Origin of the sequence: Burkholderia plantarii, from assembly GCF_001411805.1 — a bacterium.
Taxonomy (GTDB): domain Bacteria; phylum Pseudomonadota; class Gammaproteobacteria; order Burkholderiales; family Burkholderiaceae; genus Burkholderia; species Burkholderia plantarii.
Genome location: NZ_CP007213.1, coordinates 3,596,042 through 3,621,161, shown reverse-complemented (window position 1 = coordinate 3,621,161; position 25,120 = coordinate 3,596,042). Strand labels below are relative to the sequence as shown.

Genomic DNA, 25,120 nt, shown 5'->3' with positions numbered 1-25,120 from the left:
CGCTCGCGGTTTTCGGCCGCGAACCCGGGCCCGACGCGATGATGGACGAATGAGAAGCGGGCCGGGAGGTGAATGAGAAAATAGGACGGAATGGTTTTCTGCGATAAGACGAGGCGCGCACGCATGCGTGCGCGCGGATTTCGCGCTTTCGTCGGGCCAATGAAATGGCGGAGGGGGGCGGGGGCGGGCGGCGCGGTGGCCGCGACTGCGTCGCGTGCGGGCCTCAGCCCCGGCCGCGGCGTTGCCCGCCCTCGACGGCGGCGAGCTTGCGCCACAGCGTCGTCTTGCTGATGCCGAGCACGGCGCAGGCGCGTTCGCGGTCACCGCCGCAGGCGTCGAGCACGGCGCGGATCGCGTCGGCCTCCACGCGCCGGCGGCGCTCGCCGAGCGTCGGGGCGGCGGCCTCCCGGTCCTGGCCGGATGGCGGCGCGGCCGCGTCGGTTCGGGGCGGGTCGCGCGCGGCCTCGCCGCCGGACGCCGGCGTGCCGGTCGCGCCGGTCGCTGCCTCGCCGCCGTGCGCGGCGAACACCTCGGGCGCGATCGCGCGCAGCGTGTCGGGCGTCGGCGCGAGATCGGGCTCGCCGTCGGCCAGCTCCACGGCCAGCCGCTCGATCACGTTCTGCAGCTCGCGCACGTTGCCGGGCCAGCGGTGCCGCGCGAGCGCGGCGGCCAGCGGCGCGACGGCGCGCGCCGCGTCGTCGGCGCCGCGCAGCCGGGCGGCCAGCCGCGGCTCGCGGCGCGCGGCCTGCGCGAGCAGTTCGGCCGCCAGCGCGGCGATGTCGGCGGGCCGCTCGCGCAGCGGCGGCAGCGCGATGTTGAGGATGTTCAGGCGATAGTAGAGATCGGCGCGAAAGCTGCCCGCCTCCACGGCGGCGAGCAGCGAGCGGTGGGTGGCCGCCACGATCCGCACGTCGATGCGGATCGGTTCGGTCGAGCCGAGCCGCACCACCTCGCGCTCCTGCAGCACGCGCAGGAGGCGGCTTTGCAGCGACAGCGGCATCTCGCCGATCTCGTCGAGGAACAGCGTGCCGCGATGCGCGGCCTCGAACAGCCCCGCCTTGCCGCCGCGCCGCGCACCGGTGAACGCGCCGTCGTCATAGCCGAACAGCTCGCTTTCCAGCAGCGCCTCCGGGAAGGCGCCGCAGTTCATCGCCACGAACGGGAACGGGCTGCGCGCGCTCAGCGCGTGCAGGCTCTGCGCGATCATCTCCTTGCCGGTGCCGCTCTCGCCGAGTACCAGCACGGTCGCGTCCGACTTCGCGTAGCGGCGCGCCAGCTCGCGCACGCGCTGCATCGGCGCGGACTCGCCGAGCACGTCGTCGAGCCGGTAGCGCGCCGAGAAGCGCTGCGCGTGCGGCTGCGAACGCAGCGTGCGGTCGAGCCGTTCGACCGCGCGCGATTCCTGGAACGTCAGCACGCTGCCGGTGGCCGTGCCGCTCGCCGCGAGCGGCCCGCGATGCACGACGTAGCGCACCCCGCGCACGGTCGCGAGCGTGTCGCCTTCGGCCGCGCGCAGCGCCGCGAGTTCGGGCGTCAGCTCGTCGAGCGCGCGGCCGACGGCGGCCTGCGGATCGACGCCGAGCGCGAGCGCGAGCCGCGCGTTGATCGCCTCCACGCGGCCCAGCGCGTCGAGCGCCACCACGCCGTCGCGCAGATGCTGGAGCAGGTTGTCGAGGCGCTGGCGGCGCAGCGTCTCGGCGTGCGTGGCGTGCGCGACTTCGAGCGCGGTGTCCACGGCCGCGCGCACCGAGGCGTGCGAGTAGAGGAACACGGCGCTCATGCCGGCGCTCGCGGCCAGATCGGTGACGAGCCCGGGGCCGACCACCGTGTCGATGCCGCGATCGCGCAGCTCGTAGACGCGCGCCTCGGCCTCCTGGCGCGACTGATACGACGCGAACACGATGTCGAGCCCGAACGCGGCCGCGAAGCGGCGCAGCTCGGCGGGCGTGTCGCCGTAGTTGACGAGCGCGACCGGCGAGGCCGCATCGCGCCGCGCGCGCGCCAGCGCGTGCAGCAGGTCGTAGCCGGTCGGGCTGACCAGCACCACCGGCACCTCGACGTGGGTCTTCAGGTACATGCCGTTCGAGCCGGCCGCCACGATCGCGTCGGGCCGCTCGGCGCCGGAGCTGGCGAGCGCGGCGATCGCCTCGTCGTAGCCGCGCGTGACGATGCGCAGGTCGGCGCGCTCGTCGTATTCGTCGGCGAGATCGCGGAACAGCGCGCGCAGCCGGCTGATGCCGACCGCCCAGATGCGCGGGCGAAGGGGCGGGGCGGGAGGCGGCGTCATGGAAGGTTGCGGGCGGGGAGCGCGATCGGATTGGCGTGCATTATCGCAATGATATTTCAAATATGGAATCGAGTATTTCCATAATGAAACCGGCGCCGCTCGCGCCGAATCGCGTTTCGATTGCGAATCAGCGACTTGGCGACGGGCGCCGCGGCTGGCCCGATCCTTGCGATTACCGTGACGACAACGACATTCGTCAGGAGGCAAGTTCTCGATGGGCCATTCCCAACTTTCCAGCGCCGGCGCGAAGTTCCGTGCCGCGGTCGCGGCCGAGGCGCCGCTGCAGGTGGTCGGCGCGATCACCGCCTACGCGGCCAAGATGGCCGAGGCCACCGGCTTCAAGGCCGTCTATCTGTCGGGCGGCGGGGTGGCCGCGAATTCGCTCGGCATGCCCGATCTGGGCATCAGCACCATGGAAGACGTACTGATCGACGCGAACCGCATCACCAACGCCACCAGCCTGCCGCTGCTGGTGGACATCGATACCGGCTGGGGCGGCGCGTTCAACATCGCGCGCACCATCCGCTCGTTCATCAAGGCCGGCGTGGCCGCCGTCCACCTGGAGGACCAGGTCGGCCAGAAGCGTTGCGGGCACCGCCCGGGCAAGGAATGCGTGCCGGCCGAGGAGATGGTCGACCGCATCAAGGCCGCCGTGGACGCGCGCACCGACGACCAGTTCGTGATCATGGCGCGCACCGACGTGGCGGCCGCCGAGGGGCTCGACGCCGCGATCGAGCGCGCGGTGGCCTACGTCGAGGCCGGCGCCGACATGATCTTTCCCGAGGCGATGAAGACGCTCGACGACTACCGGCGCGTGAAGGAGGCGGTGAAGGTGCCGATCCTCGCGAACCTGACCGAGTTCGGCTCGACGCCGATGTTCACCACCGACGAGCTGAAGAGCGTACACGTCGACATCGCGCTCTACTGCTGCGGCGCGTATCGTGCGATGAACAAGGCGGCGCTGAACTTCTACGAAACCGTGCGCCGCGACGGCACGCAGAAGGCCGCCGTGCCGACCATGCAGACGCGCGCGGAACTTTACGAGTTCCTCGGCTATCACGCTTACGAGGACAAGCTCGACGAACTGTTCAGCCACGGCAAGCGCTGAGCGGCGGATCGGTTCAGAATCCCGAATCACGGCCGGCGCCGACCGGAAACGGACCCGAAGACGGCCGAACCCGAAGAACGACCAGGAGAACATCACGATGAGCGAGACGAAAGACGCGGCACCGGCCGCGGCCGGTGGCTTCAAGCCGAAGAAATCGGTTGCGCTGTCGGGCGTCGCGGCCGGCAACACCGCGCTGTGTACGGTCGGCCGCACCGGCAACGACCTGCACTACCGCGGTTACGACATCCTCGATTTCGCCGAAACCTGCGAATTCGAGGAGATCGCCTATCTGCTCGTCCACGAGAAGCTGCCCACCCAGGCCGAACTGAGCGCCTACAAGACCAAGCTGCGCGCGCTGCGCGGGCTGCCCGCCGCCGTGAGGATGGCGCTCGAGGCGATCCCGGCCTCGGCGCATCCGATGGACGTGATGCGCACCGGCGTGTCGGTGCTCGGCACCGTGCTGCCCGAGAAGGACGACCACAACGTGGCCGGCGCGCGCGACATCGCCGACCGCCTGATGGCCTCGCTCGGCTCGATGCTGCTGTACTGGTATCACTGGTCGCACAACGGCCGCCGCATCGAGGTGGAGACCGACGACGATTCGATCGGCGGCCACTTCCTGCACCTGCTGCACGGCAAGGCGCCGTCGAAGTCGTGGGTCGATGCGATGCATACCTCGCTGATCCTCTACGCCGAGCACGAGTTCAACGCCTCGACGTTCACCGGCCGCGTGATCGCGGGCACCGGCGCCGACATCCACTCGGCGATCACCGGCGCGATCGGCGCGCTGCGCGGGCCGAAGCACGGCGGCGCGAACGAGGTGGCGTTCGAGATCCAGAGCCGCTACCGCAACGCCGACGAAGCCGAGGCCGACATCCGCCGCCGCGTCGAGAACAGGGAAGTCGTGATCGGCTTCGGCCATCCCGTCTACACGATCTCCGACCCGCGCAACAAGGTGATCAAGGAAGTCGCGCGCAAGCTCTCGAAGGAGGCCGGCGATACGCAACTGTTCGAGATCGCCGAGCGGCTGGAAGCGGTGATGTGGGACGCGAAGAAGATGTTCCCGAACCTCGACTGGTTCAGCGCCGTGTCGTACCGGATGATGGGCGTGCCGACCGCGATGTTCACGCCGCTGTTCGTGATCGCGCGCACTTCCGGCTGGAGCGCGCACATCATCGAGCAGCGCATCGACAACAAGATCATCCGCCCGAGCGCGAACTACACCGGACCGGAAGATCTCGCGTTCGTGCCGATCGAGAAGCGCTGATCGAACCGGCGCGGCCGGCGGCGGGACCGACCCGACGCCGCCGGCCCGCCTCGCGGCAATGCCGCCGCCGGACGGGCCGCGCCCGCCGTTGAATTTCCCCGCATGCCCCCGAACATGAATACCGCCAATCGCAAACCGCTGCCCGGCACCGGGCTCGACTACTTCGACGCGCGTGCCGCCGTGGAGGCGCTCGCGCCCGGCGCCTACGACGCGCTGCCCTACACCTCGCGCGTGCTTGCCGAGAACCTGGTGCGCCGCTGCGAGCCGGCGCAGCTCGACGCCGCGCTGCGCCAGCTGATCGAGCGCCGCCGCGACCTCGATTTCCCGTGGTATCCGGCGCGCGTGGTCTGCCACGACATCCTCGGGCAGACCGCGCTGGTCGACCTGGCCGGCCTGCGCGACGCGATCGCCCAGGGCGGCGGCGATCCGGCCAAGGTCAACCCGGTGGTGCCGGTGCAGCTGATCGTCGATCACTCGCTCGCCGTGGAGTGCGGCGGCTTCGATCCCGACGCGTTCGCGAAGAACCGCGCGATCGAGGACCGCCGCAACGAGGACCGCTTCCACTTCATCGAATGGACCAAGACGGCCTTCGAGAACGTCGACGTGATCCCGCCCGGCAACGGCATCATGCATCAGATCAATCTCGAGAAGATGTCGCCCGTGATCGGCACGCACGCGGGCGTGGCCTATCCCGACACCTGCGTGGGCACCGACAGCCACACGCCGCACGTGGACGCGCTCGGCGTGATCGCGATCGGCGTGGGCGGCCTGGAGGCCGAGAACGTGATGCTGGGCCGCGCCTCGTGGATGCGGCTGCCCGACATCGTCGGCGTGGAGCTGAGCGGCGAGCGCCAGCCCGGCATCACCGCCACCGACATCGTGCTCGCGCTGACCGAGTTCCTGCGCAAGCAGAAGGTGGTGGGCGCCTACCTGGAGTTTCGCGGCCCGGGCGCGGCGAGCCTCACGCTCGGCGACCGCGCGACGATCTCGAACATGGCGCCGGAATACGGCGCGACCGCCGCGATGTTCTTCATCGACGGCCGCACGCTCGACTACCTGCGCCTGACCGGCCGCAGCGACGAGCAGGTCGCGCTGGTCGAGACCTACGCGAAGACGGCCGGCCTGTGGGCCGACAGCCTCGCCGGCGCGCAATACGAGCGCACGCTCGCGTTCGATCTGTCGACCGTGGTGCGCAACATGGCCGGCCCGTCGAATCCGCACAAGCGGCTGCCCACCAGCGAGCTGGCCGCGCGCGGCATCGCCGCGCCGCACGAGGACATCGCCGGACAGATGCCCGACGGCGCCGTGATCATCGCCGCGATCACCAGCTGCACCAACACCAGCAACCCGCGCAACGTGATCGCCGCCGGCCTGCTCGCGCGCAACGCGAACGCGCGCGGCCTGACGCGCAAGCCGTGGGTCAAGAGTTCGCTCGCGCCGGGCTCGAAGACGGTCGAGCTGTACCTGAAGGAAGCCGGCCTGCTCGGCGAGCTGGAAGCGCTCGGCTTCGGCGTGGTGGCGTTCGCCTGCACCACCTGCAACGGCATGTCGGGCGCGCTCGACCCCGACATCCAGCAGGAGATCATCGACCGCGACCTGTACGCCACCGCCGTGCTGTCGGGCAACCGCAACTTCGACGGCCGCATCCACCCCTACGCGAAGCAGGCGTTCCTCGCCTCGCCGCCGCTGGTGGTGGCCTACGCGATCGCCGGCACGATCCGCTTCGACATCGAGCACGACGTGCTCGGCACCGACGCCGACGGCCAGCCCGTCACGCTCGCCGACATCTGGCCCGACGACGCCGAGATCGACGCGATCGTCGCCGCCAGCGTGAAGCCCGAGCAGTACCGGCGCGTCTACGAGCCGATGTTCGCGCGCAGCGAGGGGAGCGCGGCGAGCGTGCCGCCGCTCTACGACTGGCGCGCGCAGAGCACCTACATCCGCCGCCCGCCGTACTGGGAAGGGGCGCTGGCCGGCGCGCGCACGCTCGCGGGAATGCGCGCGCTGGCGGTGCTCGGCGACAACATCACCACCGATCACCTCTCGCCGTCCAACGCGATCCTGCGCGACAGCGCGGCCGGCGAATACCTCGCGAAGATGGGCCTGCCCGAGGAGGACTTCAACTCCTACGCGACGCACCGCGGCGATCACCTGACCGCGCAGCGCGCGACCTTCGCGAACCCCACGCTCGTCAACGAGATGGCGGTGGTGGACGGCGCCGTGAAGAAGGGCTCGCTCGCGCGCATCGAGCCAGAAGGCAAGGTGGTGCGCATGTGGGAAGCGATCGAGACGTACATGGCGCGCAAGCAGCCGCTGATCGTGATCGCCGGCGCCGACTACGGCCAGGGCTCGTCGCGCGACTGGGCGGCCAAGGGCGTGCGGCTCGCCGGCGTGGAGGCGATCGTGGCCGAGGGCTTCGAGCGGATCCACCGCACCAACCTGATCGGGATGGGCGTGCTGCCGCTCGAGTTCAAGCCCGACGCGAACCGGCTCACGCTCGGCATCGACGGCACCGAGACCTTCGACGTGATCGGCGAGCGTCGCCCGCGCGCCGACCTCACGCTGGTGATCTCGCGCCGCAACGGCACGCGCGTCGAGGTGCCGGTGACCTGCCGGCTCGATACCGCCGAGGAAGTGTCGATCTACGAGGCGGGCGGCGTGCTGCAACGCTTCGCGCAGGATTTCCTCGAATCGTCGCAGGCGGCATGATGCGTGCCTCGCGCCGGCCAGCCGCCGGCGCGAGGCGTGCGAAACCCATCAATCAGCGCGTGGCGCCGTGACCGGCGCGACGCTCCCGGGCGGCGCGGCCGCCCTCGCCATTTCAGGAACACCAACCATGGCCCACGTTCCCCAGATCCGGATTCCCGCCGTCTACATGCGCGGCGGCACCAGCAAGGGCGTGTTCTTCCGGCTCGACGACCTGCCGGAGGCCGCGCGCGTGCCGGGCGCGGCGCGCGACCGGCTGCTGCTGCGCGTGATCGGCAGCCCCGACCCGTATGGCAAGCAGATCGACGGGATGGGCGGCGCGACCTCGAGCACCAGCAAGACCGTGATCCTTTCGAGGAGCACGCGGCCCGATCACGACATCGACTACCTGTTCGGCCAGGTCTCGATCGACAAGGCATTCATCGACTGGACCGGCAACTGCGGGAACCTGTCGGCAGCGGTCGGCCCGTTCTCGATCGCGGCGGGCCTTGTCGACGCGTCGCGCGTGCCCGCCGACGGCATCGCCACCGTGCGGATCTGGCAGGCCAACATCGGCAAGACCATCGTCGCGCACGTGCCGATCACGGGCGGCGAGGTGCAGGAGACGGGGGACTTCGAACTCGACGGCGTGACGTTCCCGGCCGCCGAGGTCCAGCTCGAATTCATGGACCCGGCCGCCGACGAGGATGGCGCGGGCGGCGCGATGTTCCCCACCGGCAATCTCGTCGATGATCTGGAGGTGCCCGGCATCGGCACGCTGAAGGCGACCATGATCAACGCCGGCATCCCGACCATCTTCGTCGAGGCCGAGGCGATCGGCTACACCGGCACCGAGCTGCAGGACGCGATCAACGGCGACCCCGCCGCGCTCGCGCGCTTCGAGGCGATCCGCGGCTACGGCGCGCTGCGCATGGGCCTGATCCAGACGCTCGACGAGATCGCCACGCGCCAGCACACGCCGAAGATCGCGTTCGTGGCGCGCCCGGCCGACTACGTCGCGTCGAGCGGCAAGACCGTGGCGGCGAAGGACGTGGACCTGCTGGTGCGCGCGATGTCGATGGGCAAGCTGCACCACGCGATGATGGGCACCGCCGCCGTGGCGATCGGCACCGCCGCCGCGATTCCCGGCACGCTCGTCAACCTCGCGGCCGGCGGCGGCGAGCGCGAGGCGGTGCGCTTCGGCCATCCGTCCGGCACGCTGCGGGTCGGCGCGCAGGCCAGCAACGCGAGCGGCGAGTGGACCGTCAAGAAGGCGATCATGAGCCGCAGCGCGCGCGTGCTGATGGAAGGCAAGGTGCGCGTGCCGGGCGACGCGCTCTGAGGTTTTGAGGTCGTGAGGCCCGCGCGCGCGGGCATGAACGTGACAGCGGGCGTGGCCGCGATGCGGCACGCCGACCGGAGGCCGGGATGAACGTGGCGACGCCGCTGGCGGGTGTCGAAGTGCTCGAACTCGAAGGGCTCGGCCCCGCGCCGCTGGCCGGCTGGATGCTGGCGGCGCTGGGCGCGCGCGTGACGCTGGTGGCGCGTCCCGGCGGCCGCGCGGGCGGGCCGCCCGGCCTGCATGCGCGGGACGACGACCTGCTGCGCGAGGGCAAGACCGTGATCGAGTGCGACCTGAAGGCGGCCGGCGCCCGCGAGGCGATGCTCGAGCGGGTCGCGCGCGCCGACGTGCTGGTCGAAGGCTATCGGCCCGGCGTGATGGAGCGGCTCGGCCTCGGGCCGGACGCCTGCGCGGCGCGGCGGCCGTCGCTGGTCTACGCGCGCATGACGGGCTGGGGCCAGCACGGGCCGCTGGCCGAGCGTGCCGGCCACGATCTCAACTACGTCGCGCTGACGGGGCTGCTCGCGCTGGCCGTGAAACCGGGCGAGATGCCGGTCATTCCGCCCACCGTGGTCGGCGACGCAGGCGGCGCGCTCGGCCTCGCGTTCGGCATCGTCAGCGCGCTGCTGGCCGCGCGCGCGAGCGGGCGCGGGCGCGTGGTGGACGGCGCGATCGTCGACGTGGTCGCGATGCTCGGCGCGCTCGCGCTGTGGGCGCGCGAACGCGGGCAGCTCGACGGGCCGGGCGGCGCGAGCTTGTTCCACGACGCGCCGTTCTATGCCGTCTATCGCTGCGCGGACGGCGCGTGGGTCAGCGTGGCCGCGCTGGAGCCGGCGTTCTACCGCAGCTTCGTGGCCGGCTTCGGGCTGGACGGCGTCGATCCGGAGGCACAGTACGCGCGCGAGACCTGGCCCGCGCTGAAGGCGCGCTTCGCCGCGCATTTCGCGAGCGAGCCGGCGGCGGCCTGGTGCGAGCGCTTCGCGGATAGCGACGCGTGCGTCGCGCCCGTGCTCGACTTCGAGGCCGCCGCGCGGCATCCGCACAACCGCGCGCGCGGCGTGCATTCGCTGACGCCGAACGGGGCGATGCGCGTGAAGGTGGCGCCGCGCTTCACCTGGCTCGACGGCACGGTGGCCAGGAGCGACGAATGAGGCGCGGCGCGGAGGTGGTGTGCCGGCGTGGTGATGGCGGCACGACGGGATGCCGCCGCCGGGCGGCTCGCGTGTCGGGGCGGTGAAGGTCCGGTGACCCGCACGTGACCCGGCGATGACCACGCGCGCCGGCGCCGTTCAGGCCGCCGATTCCTGCACTTCGTCGGCGCGCGCCTCGCCGAGCCGGTTGATGGTGCCCTGCGCGACCGCGACGAGGCGTTCGTCCTTGCCGACCGCCACGAACACGTGACACTGGCAGGTCGCCTGGTTCTTGCCGCCGTACAGCAGCTTCGCGCGCGCGATCAGGCGGCCGTTCATCGCCGGGCGCAGGTAGTTGATCTTGTATTCGCCGGTGACGACGCGCGGGCCGAGCGCGAGCGCGCCCGCGAAGGTCAGCGCGTTGTCGGCCAGATAGCTGATCACGCCGCCATGCACGAAGCCGTGCTGCTGCCTCAGTTCGTCGCGAATCGGCAGGCACAGCGCGACTTCGTCGCCGCCCATCGTCATCAGTTCGGTGCCGAGCAAGGTGCTGAACGGCTGGGCGAGCAGCGCGCCGCGCGCGTGATCCACGATATCCGTCATCGACGTTCCTTCGTTGAATGGGGCGCCGCCCCGCGCGGCCGACGGGGGCCGGCCGCCTGCGCTCCACTCTAGGAAGCGACCGACCGATACGCAAGGAGATTCGAGGAAAGTGCGTGACGAAGCCGCGTGGGCGGAGGCGTCACGGGCGTCGTCGCGCGATCTGGCATGGGCCTTGGGCGCGAGCGCCCACGGGCTTCTCTGCCGGTTGCGTCGCAGCTTGCCAATCGGCTCTTTGGCGTAAAGGCGGGCGATCGCGTCGGCGTGAACGGGCAACCCGGGGCGGGCTTGCGTTGCGCCGCGGGCGAGACGTGCGCGGGCCGCTCCACGGGTGGCATGCGATTTGCGCGGGCCGTGCGGCGTCACCGCCGAACGCGCTCCGCGCGATGCGAGATCACGCGCCGGCGGGCAGCGCCGCGTAGGCGGTCGCGAGGTGATACGGCGTGGTGGACGGCATGTCCGCGCGGGCGACCTCGCCGGCCGCGGTCTTGCATTCGAACCAGCCGCGCGGGTGCAGGAAGCGCGTCGCGAAGCGCTCGACCTGCGTGGCGAGGGCGGGCGAGCCGGCGCGTTCGCCGCGCGTGGCGAGCGCACGCAGATACTCGGTCTGCGCCCAGATCCGCTGCGTCGCGTCGAGGCAGGCGCCGGACCCGTCGATGGCCGCACGCACGCCGCCCGTGGCCGGATCAATGCCGTGCCGCTCGGCGAACCGGTAGGCGCGTTCGAGCGCGTCGGCGAGGCCGGTCGCCGCGAGCCGCTGGCCCGCCGCGCTGACGAGGTAGAACCACTCGAACTGGTGGCCCGGCTCGATGCGGTTGCCGGGCGTGCCCAGCGGCAGCTCGACGACGCAGCCGGTGGCCGGCTCGACGAAGCGCTGCTCGACGGCGCGCGCCGTGCGCAGCAGCGCGGCGTCGAACGCGGCGTCGCCGAACGCCTCGCCGGCCGCGAGCCACGCTTCGGTCAGGTGCATCAGCGGATTCTGCAGCGGGCCGCCGTCGAGGCGCGCGAAATCCTCGGCGCGCGCCGCGTCGAGGCAGGCGTCGCCGGCGGCCGGCGCGAAGCGGTCCTCGATCAGCGTGGCGGTGTGCTCGGCCACGCCGCGCGCGTCGCCGTTGCCGGACGCGGCGAAGTACGCCGCGCAGGCGAACACGACGAACGCGTGCGTGTACAGGTCCTTGGTGCGATCGAGCGGCGCGCCTTGCGCGTCGACACTGTAGAACCAGCCGCCGTGCCGCGGATCGCGGAAATGGCGGCACAATGCGTCGTACAGCGCGTGCGCATGCGCGAGATCGCCGGCCTCGGCAAACACGAACAGTTGCCGCGCGCAGGCCATGGCCCGATAGCGCGTGACGGGCAGCGGCGCATGGGTATCGGCGCTCACCGCTTCGAACGGCAGCCCGATTGCCGTGTCGAAACCGGGGCCGCGCCACAGCGGCAGCACGATTTCCGCGAAATGCCGACGCAGTTCGGCAGCCTGGACGAAAGCGGGACGGGTAGCGGACATCATCAAAACTCGTTGATCGATCAAAGTGCGGCAGCGTGCCGCCGACCGGATGCGGCTGTCCGGCCCGGCGGCGCCAACGCGCCGACACAATAACAGGAAGGAGAGCGCGCATGCTCAACAACGTCGAACTCATCTTGCGGCTGCTGCTCGCGGCCGTCCTCGGCAGCGTGATCGGCTTCGAACGGGAGCGCCTGTCATGGGCGGCCGGCCTGCGCACGCACATGCTCGTCTGCGTCGGCTCGGCGCTGATCATGATCGTTTCCGCGTTCGGTTTCGCCGACGTGCTCGGCAAGCCGCAGGTCGTGCTGGATCCGTCGCGGATCGCCGCGCAGGTGGTGTCCGGCATCGGCTTTCTCGGCGCCGGCTCGATCCTGATGCGCGGCGAGATCGTGCGCGGGCTGACCACGGCCGCGAGCCTGTGGTCGGTCGCGGCGGTCGGGCTTGCCGTCGGCGGCGGGCTCTACGTGGCGGCGGTCGCGGCCACCGTGATCGTGCTGGTGATCCTCGCCGGCATCAAGCCGCTGGAGCGGCGCTACATCACCGTGCGTCGGCGCCGGCACATGCTGCTGCTGGTCGATCGCGGCTCGATGACGTTCAGCTCGCTGCACGCCGCGCTCGGCACCGACGCCGCGCGCGTCAAGCAGTTCGTCGTCCAGCAGAGCGAGGAGCAGCCCGAGTGCGACGACGTGACGATCTCGCTGGCGCGGGTGTCATCGGTCGAATACGAGCGGATCTGCACGCGGCTGCGGCAACTGCCGGGGGTGCAGATGTTCAAGGAGCAGGAGGGCGTGACGGGCGTCGAATGAGGCCCGGGCACGCGGGTGGCCGGGCTTGATCGAGATCGGCCTGCCTGCTCGATGGCGGCCCGGACGCCGCCCGGCGGCGCGTGCGGTTGGCCCGGTTCGACCGGGCCGCGCCGCCCGGCATGAGACAATGCCGCCTTTTCGTCCCCGAGGACCATCCCTGTCCGTTGCCAGGGCGAGGGCATCGCGCGCCGCGCGCCGAGCCCCCGTGATGCGATGCGGCAGTCATTGCTCCATGATCGAATCCCGCGTGTCTCCCCGTACCCGTTCCCCCCGCTCCAGCCGGCCGTCGTCCCGCCGGCGCGGCGCCGCCGCCAACGCCGGGCAGCCGGACCGCAGCATCGCGCGGGCCGACGGCGAGGGCGCGGCGCACGACGAGGCCGACCCGGGCGTCGAGCCGCGCGACGAGCACACGCTCGATCTGTTCGGCGGCCTGCCGGCGGGTGCGGCGGCAGCGCGCGCGGCGGCGCCGGCCACGGCGGCCGGCGCGAACGTGGAGCCGCAGGCGGCGCGCGACACGCGGCAGGGAAGCTTTGCCGGTTTTGATTGGCCTGACGAGCCTGCCGGGGAAGCGCGTCATGGCGGGCACGCGGACGCGCAGGCGGTGGTCCCGGCGGCGGACGGGCCAGCGGTGTCGATTACACCGGCGGCGGAGCCGGTAGTCGCAACGGGCGGCGAGCAGGATGCGGCGGAGCCGGATCGTGCTGCCGATGCCGATGCCGATGCCGATGCCGATGCCGCTGCCGATGCGGCGCGTGGTTTGACAGACGTGCCGGCAGCGACCGGAGGAACAGCGGCCATTTCGTCCGAGGTATCGGTCACGGTGGCCGATGAGGCGCCGCGGCATACCGACGATGCCGCTGCCGGTGTGCCCGTCGACGCTGCTGCGCTCGTTGAGAGCCTCCCGTCCGGCGACGCGATGCCGGGGTCGGCGTCCGCCGTCGGCGCGCCGCAGGCCATGCCGTCGATCGACGTGATCGAAGTGGCGGCGGCGGTGCAGGAAACCGTCGCCGGCCTCGCGACCGCGAAGCGCGACGCGGCGGCCCCGGCCCTGGCACGATCGGCGCGCACCGGCGGCGGCCGGCGCAATGCCGGGCGCAACGCGGAGCCGGCCGGCGCGCCGGCCAAGCGGCGCAAGGCGGCCGCGCCCGCCGACGAAGTCCGCTCGCCGGCTGTCGCGCCGGTCGAGCCGATCTCCCCGACCATGTCGGCGCCGGCAGAGGCCATCGCGCTCGATGCCACCGGCGACGATAATCCGCCGTCCGCGCCGACCCCGCTCGCCATCGATCCCGATGCGCAACTGCGTCCGCTGGCAGACCGGATTCGCGCGCTGCAGATCGAAACGGTCGACCTGCGCCGCGCCGCCAATAGCGAGATGCGCCGCGTGAACCGGCTGCTGCTCGCCCTCGCGGTGGTCGTGCTGGCCGGCATCGCCGCGCTCGTCGTCCAGGCGCTGGCGCTGTCGAACGCGCGCGGCGATGCAGCCGCGCTGCGACAACATGTTGACCGCCTGGTGTCGCTGCAGGAGACGCAGCAAGCCGATCTTGCTGCGGTGCAGCAACGCAATGACGAACTAGGTGCGCAGGTCCAGCGCCTGACCAACCGGGTTGCGATTGCCGCACCACGGCAGCCCGCCCCTGCAACGATCCGGCGCGAACGTCGCAGACGCTGAGCAAATTCGGGACAGCATCTTGTGCGTCGACTTGTCGCGTCGCATCGGCGACACAGGATGTTGCGCTGCACTAGCGTTGGCTAGGGAAAACCCCTAATATTTGTTTTAGGGATAACCCTGATCAACACACCTGTCGGGAGCTGCAAATGACCCTCATTTTCGCGCTGCTTCAAAAGATCGACGATCTGTTCGTTTCGCCGCATCTGCCGCTCGATCGCGACTACTCCTACGCCGCCCGCCATGCGGAAGCCGAGCGTCAGCGCAAGGCGCACATCTCGCATGTCGGCCTGATCCGTCGCTGATCGGCTGCCGGCCGCCCAGCAGCCGCCGCCTTCGTCGTCGTTTTATCGCTGTTTTCGCCATCTCCCCCGGCTATTGCCACCGCGTCTTCATCGCGTCGGCGCGGCCGGGCGTCGTTTCAGGCCGAGCGCGCCGTGCCGCGCGCGATAGCGGCCACTCCGGGTTGGTTTCGCGCCCGATTTCCGCGCACTGCGTCCACTGTCGAGCTTCGGCCCGAGCGCGCGGTATCTGCCTGGTTGGTCTTCCTTCCTGTATTCCGTTTCGTTTCGTGGTCCGTCGACGCTGTTGGCGCGATCGCCGACGCCGTATGGTCCCGATGAAAAAACAAAGCCCGCGCACCGATTTCGATGCGCGGGCTTTGTGCTGAATGGCGCCCGGTCTCTCGGCGCGACGCGATCATCGCGTGCCGCCCTTCCACGTTTTCAGCAGCAGTGCGTTGGTGACGACGCTGACGCTCGAGAACGCCATGGCCGCGCCGGCGATCATCGGATTGAGCAGCCCGAACGCCGCGAGCGGCACGCCGACCAGGTTGTAGACGAACGCCCAGAACAGGTTCTGCCGGATCTTCCGGTAGGTGAGGCGCGAGATGTCGATCGCGGCCGCGACGAGCGCCGGGTCGCCGCGCATCAGCGTGATGCCGGCCGACTGCATCGCCACGTCGGTGCCGGTCGCCATGGCCATGCCGATGTCGGCGGCGGCCAGCGCCGGCGCGTCGTTGATGCCGTCGCCGACCATCGCGACCACGCCGCGGCTGGCGGCCTTCAGGTCGCCGATCACGCGCGCCTTGTCGTCGGGCAGCACCTGCGCGTGGACTTCGTCGATGCCGAGCGTGCGGGCGACCGCCGCCGCGCTGCCGCGGTTGTCGCCGGTCACGAGCGCGGTGCGGATGCCGAGCGCGTGCAGCTGCCCGATCGCTTCGCGCGCGCCGGGCTTCACCGTGTCGCCGAACGCGATCAGCGCGAGCGCGGCCCGCGGCGCGTCGAGCCGCATCAGCCACGACACCGTGTTGCCGGCTGCTTCGTGCTCGGCCGCGCGGGCCTTGGCGCCGGCGGGCATCTCGATGGCAAGCTCCGCCAGCCAGCGGGCGCTGCCGATCGCATAACGCGTGGCGTGGCCCGCCGCGCCGACGCGGGCCTCGACGCCGCGCCCCGCCACCGCGCGCGCCTCGGCGACCGGCAGCGCGACCGCGCCGGCCGGCGCTTCGTGTTCGAACGCGGCCACGAGCGCGCGTGCGAGCGGATGGTCGCTTTGCCGCTGCACGGCGGCAGCGATCGCGAGCGCCTCGCCACGCGCGAGGCCGAGCGCGTCGAACGCCGTCACGGCCGGTTTGCCTTCGGTCAGCGTGCCGGTCTTGTCGAAGGCGACCACGGCGGTGCGCTGCGCGAGTTCGAGCGCGAGCGCGTCCTGGATCAGCACGCCGTGCCGCGCGGCCACGCCGGTGCCGGCCATGATCGCGGCCGGCGTGGCGAGGCCGAGCGCGCAGGGGCAGGCGATGACGAGCACCGCCACCGCGTTGAGGATCGCCGTCTCGACACCTGCACCGGCCAGCAGCCAGCCCGCCAGCGTGACCAGCGCGATCGCGAGGATGGCCGGCACGAACACCGCGCTGACGCGGTCGACGAGGCGCTGGATCGGCGCCTTCCCGGCCTGCGCCGATTCGACCAGCCGGATGATGCGCGCGAGCGTGGTCTCGGCGCCGATCGCGGTCGTCTCGACCGTCAGCGCGCCTTCCGCGTTGATCGCGCCGGCCGTCACGCGGTCGCCGGGCGCTTTCGCGACGGGCAGGCTTTCGCCCGTGATCAGCGATTCGTCGACGTGCGACTCGCCGGCGACGATCGTGCCGTCCACCGGGAAGCGCTCGCCAGGGCGCACCGCCACGATCGCGCCGACGCGCACCTGCGCGAGCGGCACGTCGCGTTCGACGCCATGCTCGACGATGCGCGCGCGGTCGGGGCGCAGCGCGTTCAGCGCGCGGATCGCATCGGTGGTCTGGCGTTTGGCGCGCGCTTCGAGCCATTTGCCGAAGCGCACCAGCGTGACGATCACGGCCGCGGCCTCGAAGTACAGATGCTCGGTGTGGCCCGGCGCGCGCAGCAGCTGCCAGAGGCTCAGGCCGAACGCGGCCGAGGTGCCGAGCGCGACGAGCAGGTCCATGTTGCCGGCGCGCGCGCGCAGCGCGTGCCACGCGGCGCGATAGAAGCGCGCGCCGAAACCGAACTGCACGACTGCCGCGAGCGCGAGTTCGAGCCAGGCCGGCAGCATCAGCGAGACGCCGAACGGCGCCGCGAACATCGGCACGACGAGTGGCACGGTCAGGATCGCCGAGCCGATCAGCAGCGTCAGGTCGCGGCGCGCTTCGGCGGCTTTGCGTGATTCGGCGCTCGGGCGGGGGCGGTGCGTGGTGGTTGGCGAGGCTGTGGCTGGCGAAGCAGCGGCGGTGGCGCGATAGCCAGCCTTCTCGACCGCGGCGACGAGCCGTGCGGCCGATACGGAAGCATCGCCGCTCACGCTCGCACGTTCGGTGGCGAGATTGACGGAGGCGCTTGAAACACCGGGGACTTGCGCGAGCGCCTTTTCGACGCGGGTCGAGCACGACGCGCAGGTCATGCCGCCGATATCGAGTTCGATCGGCTCCGCGGATGAAAGCGTCGGCTCGATTTCGATTGCGGCGGCAGCGTCGATCGGCGTTGCACGATAGCCAGCTTTCTCAACTGCGTCGACGAGTTGTGCGGCCGATACGGAAGCATCGCCGCTCACGCTCGCACGTTCGGTGGCGAGATTGACGGAGGCGCTTGAAACACCGGGGACTTGCGCGAGCGCCTTTTCGACGCGGGTCGAGCACGACGCGCAGGTCATGCCGCCGATGTCGAGTTCGATCGCCGTCGTCGGCGACGCCAGCTCATCGCTTCCAGCCGGCGCGGCGGGAGCCGTCGGTGTCGCGTCCATGACCTTCTTTGCGCGCGGCTTCGGCATCGGCACGAACGTCACGGCAACCGGCACAGCCGTCGCAACGGCCTCGGGTGCCTGCGTCGCCCCGGCGGGTTTCACGGCGTCCACATGCTCGGCGCGATAGCCCGCAGCAACGACAGCGTCGATCAACGCTGGCGCGCCGACCTCACGATCGGCTTCGACCGTGGCCGTCGCGGCACCGAGATCGATGCTCGCGTGTTCGACGCCATCCACCCCAGCCAGCGCCTTCTCGACGCGTCGCGCGCAGCCGCCGCACGTCATCCCGCTGACGCGCAGTACCACGACATGCGTCGCCGGTCCGGCGCCGGGTGCCACCGGCAGATCAGGCAAAGCAGCGGCCTGCAAGCCGGCCGAATTCTGCCGAGGCCTGACGCGCGCCGGATAACCGGCGGCCGTGACCGCATCGGCGAGCGTCGCGGCATCGACGTCCGGCAGGCTGGCGACGCTTGCCGTCTTGGCGCCGAGATCGACCTGCGCCGTCACGACGCCGGGTATCGCCGCGAGCGTGCGTTCGACGCGGCGCGCGCAGCCGCCGCAGGTCATGCCTTCGATGCTCAGTTCGGTTGTCTTGGAGGGCGCGGGAGTGGACAGATCAGTCATCGTGAAAACCGGTCAGGCGTGGCCGAAGCCGACGATGCAGCCAGTATCAACCTTCCAACGATGGCAAGGTCAAGCGGCTTTTTTACCGGACCGGCCTGTCGGTCGCTTCCGGCCCCGGTGCGTCAAGCGCTACCCGCTGCCGCGCTCAGCGCAGCGTATCGAGATTCAGCGCGTGCGATTGTCCGATCCAGAGCGCCGAATCGCGGTGGTCGCGCAGCGCGTCGCCGGCATTCGGATGCACGAACACGTCGAGCGCGCCGTGATTCAGCGCCAGCCAGCCGACCACCGCCGCGAGTTGTCCGTGGTCGAATTCGAGCTGATACGACCACATCGGGTGCGGGCCGACCGGCCGCTCATGGAAGCGGCCGATCCGCACCAGGGTGCCGAGATGCGTTTCGATGGCCTCGCGCAGCGCCCAGGCAGCGTCGCGGCTGGCGGCATCGAAATAGACGTGCGCGTGCCAGCTCGTGATGCCGGCGGGATCGAGAAAGCTCATGGATGGCAATCGGGGAAGTCGAGGCGATTAAACGTCCATTGTCCGCCATTTCCCGGAAGCGTTCGTTCCGGCACGACCGCCGCACCAAGCCGGCAACTAACGGTCATCCCGGCACGCCTCCGGGGTGATCGCGGTCGTGGCGCGACGGCCGTCGCCCCGAAATCGTCACGTCATCGTCATCCCGATGTCGCGCCAATGTCGTGGTGATGTCACGCCACCGTCAAGCCGCCGCGCCAGCTGCATTCATTCTTGAGGATATCCGCGAGAGTGAGCACTCACTATACGATACCGAAGCACGATAATCCCCCCTCGCTCTCGGCGACTATTGCGCATTCCGAATTAAATCGCCGTCAGGCAACAGCTTCTTCGCGCGCGGACATTGTTTTTGCCATGGCCGTCGCGGTACGATTCTCGCGCTCCGGGGTTCCGGATGCGAACGGACGGCGCACCCGCTACGAGGATCGAGACCGCGAGCGCCGGCCGCCAATCAACAAGCGCAGCCGACGCTGCCCCGCGCGCCAATCGCAATGACACTTCTTCGCCCGTTGTCCGCCGTCCGGCCGTGCGCCGCGATGGCGGTTGCTTTCGTCACCGTGCTCGCCGGTTGCGCCTCGCCGCAGCAGCCGGACGTCGTTGCCCGCAAGACGGGCTGGATGCGCAGCGAGGTGGCCGATTCCTATCTGTATGCCTATCCGCTCGTGATGATGGACGTCGCGCGCGAAGCCGCCGCGAGCGGCGACGGCGTGGCGCCGGTTCCCGTCAACACGCTGAGCGGCGGCGCCGCGCTGCCGCCAGCCGGCGCGATGAACCCGCCGCTGCCGGGCGTCGACACGCTCGACGCGGGCGGCTGGCTCGACGTGGCCGCCGAGCCGGTGCTCGTCACGCTGCCGGACACGCACGGCCGCTATCTCGACGCGCGGGTGCTGGACATGTGGACCAATGTCGTCTGGTCCACCGGGGCCGACGCGAATCCGCGCAATGGCCTGGTTCGCGAGCAAACGATTGCGTTCGTCGGCCCCGATTTTCACGGCTCGCTGCCGGACGGCGTCAAGCGCGTCGACCTGCCGTCGCACGAGGCCTGGATCGGCGTGCGCGTGCGCACCGGCGGCGGCCGCGATCTGAACGAGGCGCGCCGCTGGCAGCGCGCGGTCCGGATCGTGCCGCTGTCGGCTTTTTCGGCGCGCCCCGAGCGTGCCAAGCGCGCCGAGCGAGTCGGCCACGCGCAGGCGGCGCTCGACGAAGCAGCGGCGAATGCCGCCGCGACCTCGGCGACGGCCGCCGCGCGCGTCGCGGCGCTCGACGCGAAGGCGTTCTTCTCGCGCTTCGCCGCCGCGCTGCGCGACAACCCGCCGGTGCAGCCGGACGCTCATGTCGATCAGGTGCTCGGCGAGATCGGCGTGAAGGCGGGCAGCGAGGTGGACTGGACCGACGAGCGCCTCGCCGCCGCGACGCGCGGCGTCGAGGATGCGCGCGCGCGGCTCGCCACGCCGCCGTCAAACCTGTTCGCGGCCGACGGCTGGCGCTGGCTCGGCGGCGACGCCGGCCGTTACGGGCAGGATTACGCGCTGCGCGCCTACGCGGCGGCCACGCACTTCGGCGCCGGCACGCGCGACGATGAAACCGTCGTCGTGGTGGCGGTGGACGGCGACGGCAAGCCGCTCGACGGCACCAACCGCTACGTGCTGCATTTCGCGCCGCGCGCGCTGCCGCCGGTGCGCGCGTTCTGGTCGCTGACGCCGTACACGGCCGACGGCGCGCTGCCCGAGGTCGGCCGCGGCCGGCGTTCGATCGGCGGCTTCGACCGGCTGCAGCGCAATCGCGACGGCTCGGTGGACATCGTCGTGGCGGCGGCCTCGCCGGGCCGGGCTCACGCGGCGAACTGGCTGCCCGCGCCGCGCGCCGATTTCCAGCTGGCGCTGCGCCTGTACGCGCCGAAGGCCGAGGCGACCGATGGCTCCTGGCAACCGCCGACGGTGGAGCGGCAGTGAGAAAGTGAGTGCTTGCTTTGGTATTGTTCTAACTGGATGAGAAATGCGAAGGTGCCGGTTACATCGCGCTCGGTCGGGAGATTCGCCGGGCGGGACGTGCATCTCGCCATGAGAAGCGCTTTCCGCGGACCTTTCTCGGTGCGATCTTGAAGGCGCGTCGCTCCCGGGCCAAGCTCCAAACTTCGATCGATCCAATAATAAGTGAGCGCCTACTTTGAGCGTAGCGCAATGGCATCGAGCCACTTGCGTCTGGCGCCCCCCCGCCCCCCGTCTTGCAATTCCTGAAGTTTCCCCTGCCGATCGCACCGGCCAACCGCCTATACTTCGGGAATTCCAAGGCTTCCGCCCCGATTTTGCCGACGGCGTCCGCCGTCGCCTCACCGGCACCTCCCGCATGGCCAGTATCCAGAAAAAGCCGTCCGACGCTCCCCGTTCCCGATTCGCGCAGCGGCTGGGCGGCCTTGTTCGCGCGCGCCGCACCCGGCGCATCGCGCTCGGCGTGGTCGCGTTCCTCGTGCTGTTCGGCCTGCTCGGCTTCTTCGCGGCGCCGCCGCTGATCCGCCATCTCGCCGAGCAGCAGCTGAGCCGGCAGCTCGGCCGCCCGGCCACGATCGCGCGGATCGCGCTGAATCCCTACACGCTGCGGCTCGAGGCCGACGGCATCCATGTCGGCGAGCCGGCCGGCGGCGCCCCGTTCATCGACATCGCGAAGCTGATCGTGCGGCCGGCGTGGACCTCGCTGCTGCGCGGCGCGCCGATCGTCGACGAGGTGCGGATCGATTCGCCGCGCTTCCACATCGTCCGCTACGACGCGCAGCGCTTCAATTTCACCGATCTGATCGAGAAATTCTCGAAGCCGTCGCCGCAGCCCGCGTCGGGGCCGGCGCGCTTCTCGGTGTCGAACATCCGGATCAACAACGGCCGGATCGATTTCGACGACCGCCTGCTCGGCGTGCGGCACACGGTGGACCAGTGGACGCTCGGCGTGCCGTTCGTCGCGACGCTGGCGTCGAAGACCGACATCTTCGTGCAGCCGACGCTGCGCCTGCGGCTCGACGGCAGCCCGATCGCGATCGACGGCAGGACCAAGCCGTTCGCGCGCTCGCGCGAGTCGCGGATCAACCTGAAGTTCGACGGACTCGACGTGCCGAAGCTGCTGTCCTACGCGCCGGCCGAACTGCCCGTGGTGGTGAATTCGGGCCGGCTGTCGAGCGATCTGGCCGTGAGCTTCGCGATCGACGGCGACACGAGCGCGCTGCGCGTGTCGGGCAGCGTCGATCTGGCCGACGCGAACGTGACCGATGCGCAGGGCCGGCCGCTCTTCGCGGCGCGCCGCCTGCACGTGGCCGCGGCGTCGCTCGAACCGCTGCGCCGCGCGCTGCATTTCGACGAGATCCGCGTCGAGGCGCCGGACCTGACGCTGACGCGCGATGCGGCGGGCCAGCTGAACGTGCGGCGGCTCGCGGCGGCGCGGGGGGCATCGGGCGCGGGCACCGCCTCGCCGGTGGCGGCCGCTTCGTCCGCAACGGCCTCCGGGGCATCGGCGAGCGGACCCGCCGCAGCGTCGTCGCCCGTCGACACCTCCACGGCCGCAGGCAGCGCGACCACCGCCACGACGACCGCCGCGCCGGCATCCCCCCAGTCGCTCGACCTGACGGTCGCCCGCCTCGCGATCGACGACGGCACGATCCACGTCAGCGACGCCTCGGTGTCGCCGCCCGTCGCGCTCACGCTCGCGAACCTGAACACCACGCTGACCGGCTTCACGCTGCGGGGCCGCCAGCCCGCGAAGTTCTGGATCTCGACCTCGCTCGCGCAGGGCGGCGCGCTGCGCGCGGCCGGCGCGATCAGCCTCGCGCAGCAGCAGGCGGGCGGCCATCTGACGATCGACGCGCTGGCGCTGCCGGCGATCGCGCCGTATCTGGCGAGCGCGAGCCGGGCGAAGCTGCTCGACGGCAGGCTCGGCGCCAGCGTCGATGCGTTCGCCGACTGGTCGAAGGCGCCGCTCGCGGCCAACATCGGCCCGAGCACGCTGACGCTGAGCGCGCTGAAGCTCGGCGCGCCGTATGCGAAGGCACCCGTGATCGCGCTGTCGAAGGCGAGCGTCGGCGTGACGCGCATCGACCTCGGCGCGCGCACCGCCGAATTCGCGAGCATCGACGTGGACGGGCTGTCGGCCGACGTGGCGCGGCTGAAGGGCGGCCAGATCGATCTGGCGTCGCTGGTCGAGCCGACGCACGACGCCCGCGCCGAACCTGAGCGTGTCGATCGCGCCGCCCAAGCCGCCGCGCCGACGCCGGCCGCGCCGTGGCACTACCGCATCGGCGCGCTGAACCTGACGGCCGCGAACGCCAACGTCACCGACCTCTCGACACCGCGCCCGGTGAAGCTCGCGTTCTCGCCGCTGACGCTGAAGCTCGGCCCGATCAGCGACGATCTGTCGAAGCCGCTGCCGCTGTCGCTGCGCACCACGCTGAACCGCAAGGGCAGCGTCGAGATCGCGGGCGAGGTGCGCGCCGCGCCGCTCGACGCGCGCCTGCGCATCGATGGCAAGCGGCTCGACGCGGCCGCGTTCGAGCCGTATTTCGGCAGCGCGCTCAACGCGACGATCGCGAGCGCGCTGCTCGACGCGAACGGCGATCTCGCCGTGTCGCAGGCCGGCGCGGCCACCCGGGCGTCGTATCGCGGCGACCTCGCGCTGGTCGACGTGCGGCTGCTCGACAAGGCTTCGTCGGATCCGTTCGCGGGCTGGCGCTCGCTCGCGCTGTCGAACCTCAAGGCCAACTACGACAGCGCGCGCGGCACCGACGTGGACGCCGCGCGCGTGACGTTCGCGAACTTCTACGGCCGCGTGCTGCTCGACCCGCAGGGGCGGCTTAACCTCAGCGACGTGGTGGCGAAACAGAGCGGCCCGGCGCAGTCGCTGACGCGAGGCGCGGGCGGCACGCAGCCGGTGCCGCTCTCGCCGGCCGCGTCCGCGGTGGCGGCCGCGAGCGCGCAGCCGGCCTCGGCCGCCACGCCGGCGGCGCCGCTGGACGTTGCGTCCGCAACCACTGTCGCGGCGGCCGTGCCGGCATCGGCACCGGCGCTCGTGACGGCCGCGCCGGCGCCGAGCCGGCCGGTGCGAATGCGCGTCGGCGAACTGCTGCTGCGCGATGGCCGCGTGACCTACACCGACAACTTCATCCGCCCGAACTACACGGCCGACCTGGTCGCGATCAAGGGCACGGTCGGCGCGTTCGGCACCGAGTCGCAGACGCCCGCGCCCGTCGATATCGGCGCGAGCCTCGAGGGCAACGGCCCGATCTCGATCAAGGGCTCGGTGAACCCGCTGATCGCGAAGCCGGCGCTCGACCTGACGGCCTCGGCGCACGGCATCGAGCTGACCAATCTCACGCCGTATTCGGCCAAGTACGCGGGCTATCCGATCACGAAGGGCAAGCTCAACGTCGACCTGCACTACCAGCTCGCGGACGACCAGCTCAGCGCGAACAACCACATCTTCATCGACCAGCTCACGTTCGGCGACCACGTCGACAACGACACGGCGACGAAGCTGCCGGTGCGCCTGGCGATCTCGCTGCTGAAGAACTCGCGCGGCGAGATCGACGTGAACATTCCGGTGTCGGGCTCGCTGTCGAATCCGCAATTCAGCGTCGGCGGGCTGATCTGGCATGCGGTGCTGAACCTGCTGAAGAAGGCCGTGACGGCGCCGTTCTCGCTGCTCGCGAGCGCGTTCGGCGGCGGCGGCGAGGAACTCGGCTACGTGGAATTCGCGCCGGGGCTCGCGACGCTGTCCGACGCCGCGAAGCAGAAGCTCGACACGATCGCGAAGCTGCTGGCCGAAAAGCCCTCGATCCGGCTCGACCTGACGGGCCGCGTCGATCCCGCGCGCGACGAGCCGGGCCTGCGCGAGGCCTACGTCGAGCGGCTGGTGCGCCAGCAGAAGCTCAAGGACGTGGTGGGGCAGGGCGAGAGCGTCGATCCGATGACGGTGAAGGTCGCGCCGGACGAAGTCACGACATACCTGACGCGCGCCTACAAGGCGGCCGACTTCAAGAAGCCGCGCAACCTGATCGGCCTGCAGAAGACGCTGCCCGACGCGCAGATGCGGCAGGCGCTGGAGGACCACGCGCCGGTGGACGAGGCGAGCCTGCGCCGCCTGGCCCAGGCGCGCGCGCAGGCGGTGCGCGAGTATCTGGACGGGAAGGTGGACGCGAGCCGGATGTTCGTCGTCGCGCCGAAGCTCGACGCGAAGGGGATCGGCGACAAGGGCGCGACCACGCGCGTGGATTTCGGGCTCAAGTGAGGCCGGCGGCCCGCGCGCGCCGTCGGGCGACGCGGGCTTGCGAGTGCCTTCGGCATCGA

The 25,120-nt window shown here is 71.2% G+C and carries 15 protein-coding genes; 10 read left to right on the top strand and 5 right to left on the bottom strand.

The window, feature by feature from the left end; translation table 11 throughout:
* Positions 1–223: 223 nt before the first annotated feature.
* Complete coding sequence (prpR, locus tag bpln_RS32100; protein WP_055141075.1) at positions 224–2,287, bottom strand: propionate catabolism operon regulatory protein PrpR; 2,064 nt, start codon at positions 2,285–2,287, stop codon at positions 224–226.
* Between the two features lie 214 nt (positions 2,288–2,501).
* Between prpR and prpB the strand changes: the two genes are divergently transcribed.
* From prpB to bpln_RS32075, 5 genes are all read left to right on the top strand, one after another.
* The gene (prpB, locus tag bpln_RS32095) at positions 2,502–3,395 is read left to right on the top strand and encodes a methylisocitrate lyase (protein ID WP_055141074.1); all 894 of its coding nucleotides are present in this window, start codon (positions 2,502–2,504) and stop codon (positions 3,393–3,395) included.
* 97 nt (positions 3,396–3,492) lie between these two features.
* The gene (gene prpC / locus bpln_RS32090) at positions 3,493–4,662 is read left to right on the top strand and encodes a bifunctional 2-methylcitrate synthase/citrate synthase (RefSeq protein WP_042629103.1); all 1,170 of its coding nucleotides are present in this window, start codon (positions 3,493–3,495) and stop codon (positions 4,660–4,662) included.
* 114 nt (positions 4,663–4,776) lie between these two features.
* Positions 4,777–7,371: a Fe/S-dependent 2-methylisocitrate dehydratase AcnD gene (gene acnD, locus bpln_RS32085; protein WP_042629102.1), complete on the top strand. Its 2,595-nt coding sequence runs from the start codon at positions 4,777–4,779 to the stop codon at positions 7,369–7,371.
* 127 nt (positions 7,372–7,498) lie between these two features.
* On the top strand, positions 7,499–8,689 hold the full coding sequence (prpF, locus tag bpln_RS32080; RefSeq protein ID WP_042629101.1) for a 2-methylaconitate cis-trans isomerase PrpF: 1,191 nt from the start codon (positions 7,499–7,501) through the stop codon (positions 8,687–8,689).
* 86 nt (positions 8,690–8,775) lie between these two features.
* Positions 8,776–9,840 carry a CaiB/BaiF CoA transferase family protein gene (locus bpln_RS32075; RefSeq protein WP_055141073.1) on the top strand — a complete coding sequence of 355 codons (1,065 nt, stop codon included), beginning with the start codon at positions 8,776–8,778 and terminating at the stop codon, positions 9,838–9,840.
* A 138-nt stretch (positions 9,841–9,978) separates the two neighbouring features.
* On the opposite strand, the gene bpln_RS32070 is transcribed toward bpln_RS32075, so the two are convergent.
* Together bpln_RS32070 and bpln_RS32065 are read right to left on the bottom strand one after the other, a co-directional pair.
* On the bottom strand, positions 9,979–10,422 hold the full coding sequence (locus bpln_RS32070) for a PaaI family thioesterase (RefSeq protein ID WP_042629099.1): 444 nt from the start codon (positions 10,420–10,422) through the stop codon (positions 9,979–9,981).
* A 391-nt stretch (positions 10,423–10,813) separates the two neighbouring features.
* The gene (locus bpln_RS32065; RefSeq protein ID WP_055141302.1) at positions 10,814–11,923 is read right to left on the bottom strand and encodes an AGE family epimerase/isomerase; all 1,110 of its coding nucleotides are present in this window, start codon (positions 11,921–11,923) and stop codon (positions 10,814–10,816) included.
* A gap of 110 nt (positions 11,924–12,033) precedes the next feature.
* Between bpln_RS32065 and bpln_RS32060 the strand changes: the two genes are divergently transcribed.
* The 3 genes from bpln_RS32060 (at position 12,034) to bpln_RS37255 (ending at position 14,700) form a co-directional block, all read left to right on the top strand.
* Positions 12,034–12,729 (top strand): MgtC/SapB family protein, encoded by a 696-nt coding sequence (locus bpln_RS32060; RefSeq protein WP_042629098.1) that lies wholly within the window; start codon positions 12,034–12,036, stop codon positions 12,727–12,729.
* A gap of 232 nt (positions 12,730–12,961) precedes the next feature.
* On the top strand, positions 12,962–14,398 hold the full coding sequence (locus bpln_RS32055; protein ID WP_055141072.1) for a hypothetical protein: 1,437 nt from the start codon (positions 12,962–12,964) through the stop codon (positions 14,396–14,398).
* Positions 14,399–14,544: 146 nt separating this feature from the next.
* Positions 14,545–14,700, top strand: a complete 156-nt coding sequence (locus tag bpln_RS37255; RefSeq protein ID WP_167352322.1) for a hypothetical protein — start codon at positions 14,545–14,547, stop codon at positions 14,698–14,700.
* Positions 14,701–15,094: 394 nt separating this feature from the next.
* Here the strand turns inward: bpln_RS37255 and bpln_RS32050 are convergent, their stop codons facing one another.
* Both bpln_RS32050 and bpln_RS32045 read right to left on the bottom strand, forming a co-directional pair.
* Positions 15,095–18,268 (bottom strand): heavy metal translocating P-type ATPase, encoded by a 3,174-nt coding sequence (locus bpln_RS32050; protein ID WP_082465508.1) that lies wholly within the window; start codon positions 18,266–18,268, stop codon positions 15,095–15,097.
* A 145-nt stretch (positions 18,269–18,413) separates the two neighbouring features.
* Positions 18,414–18,764 carry a DOPA 4,5-dioxygenase family protein gene (locus tag bpln_RS32045; protein ID WP_042629097.1) on the bottom strand — a complete coding sequence of 117 codons (351 nt, stop codon included), beginning with the start codon at positions 18,762–18,764 and terminating at the stop codon, positions 18,414–18,416.
* Between the two features lie 572 nt (positions 18,765–19,336).
* Between bpln_RS32045 and bpln_RS32040 the strand changes: the two genes are divergently transcribed.
* On the top strand, positions 19,337–20,752 hold the full coding sequence (locus bpln_RS32040; RefSeq protein WP_055141071.1) for a DUF1254 domain-containing protein: 1,416 nt from the start codon (positions 19,337–19,339) through the stop codon (positions 20,750–20,752).
* 394 nt (positions 20,753–21,146) lie between these two features.
* Complete coding sequence (locus tag bpln_RS32035) at positions 21,147–25,061, top strand: DUF748 domain-containing protein (protein WP_055141070.1); 3,915 nt, start codon at positions 21,147–21,149, stop codon at positions 25,059–25,061.
* Positions 25,062–25,120 lie beyond the last annotated feature (59 nt).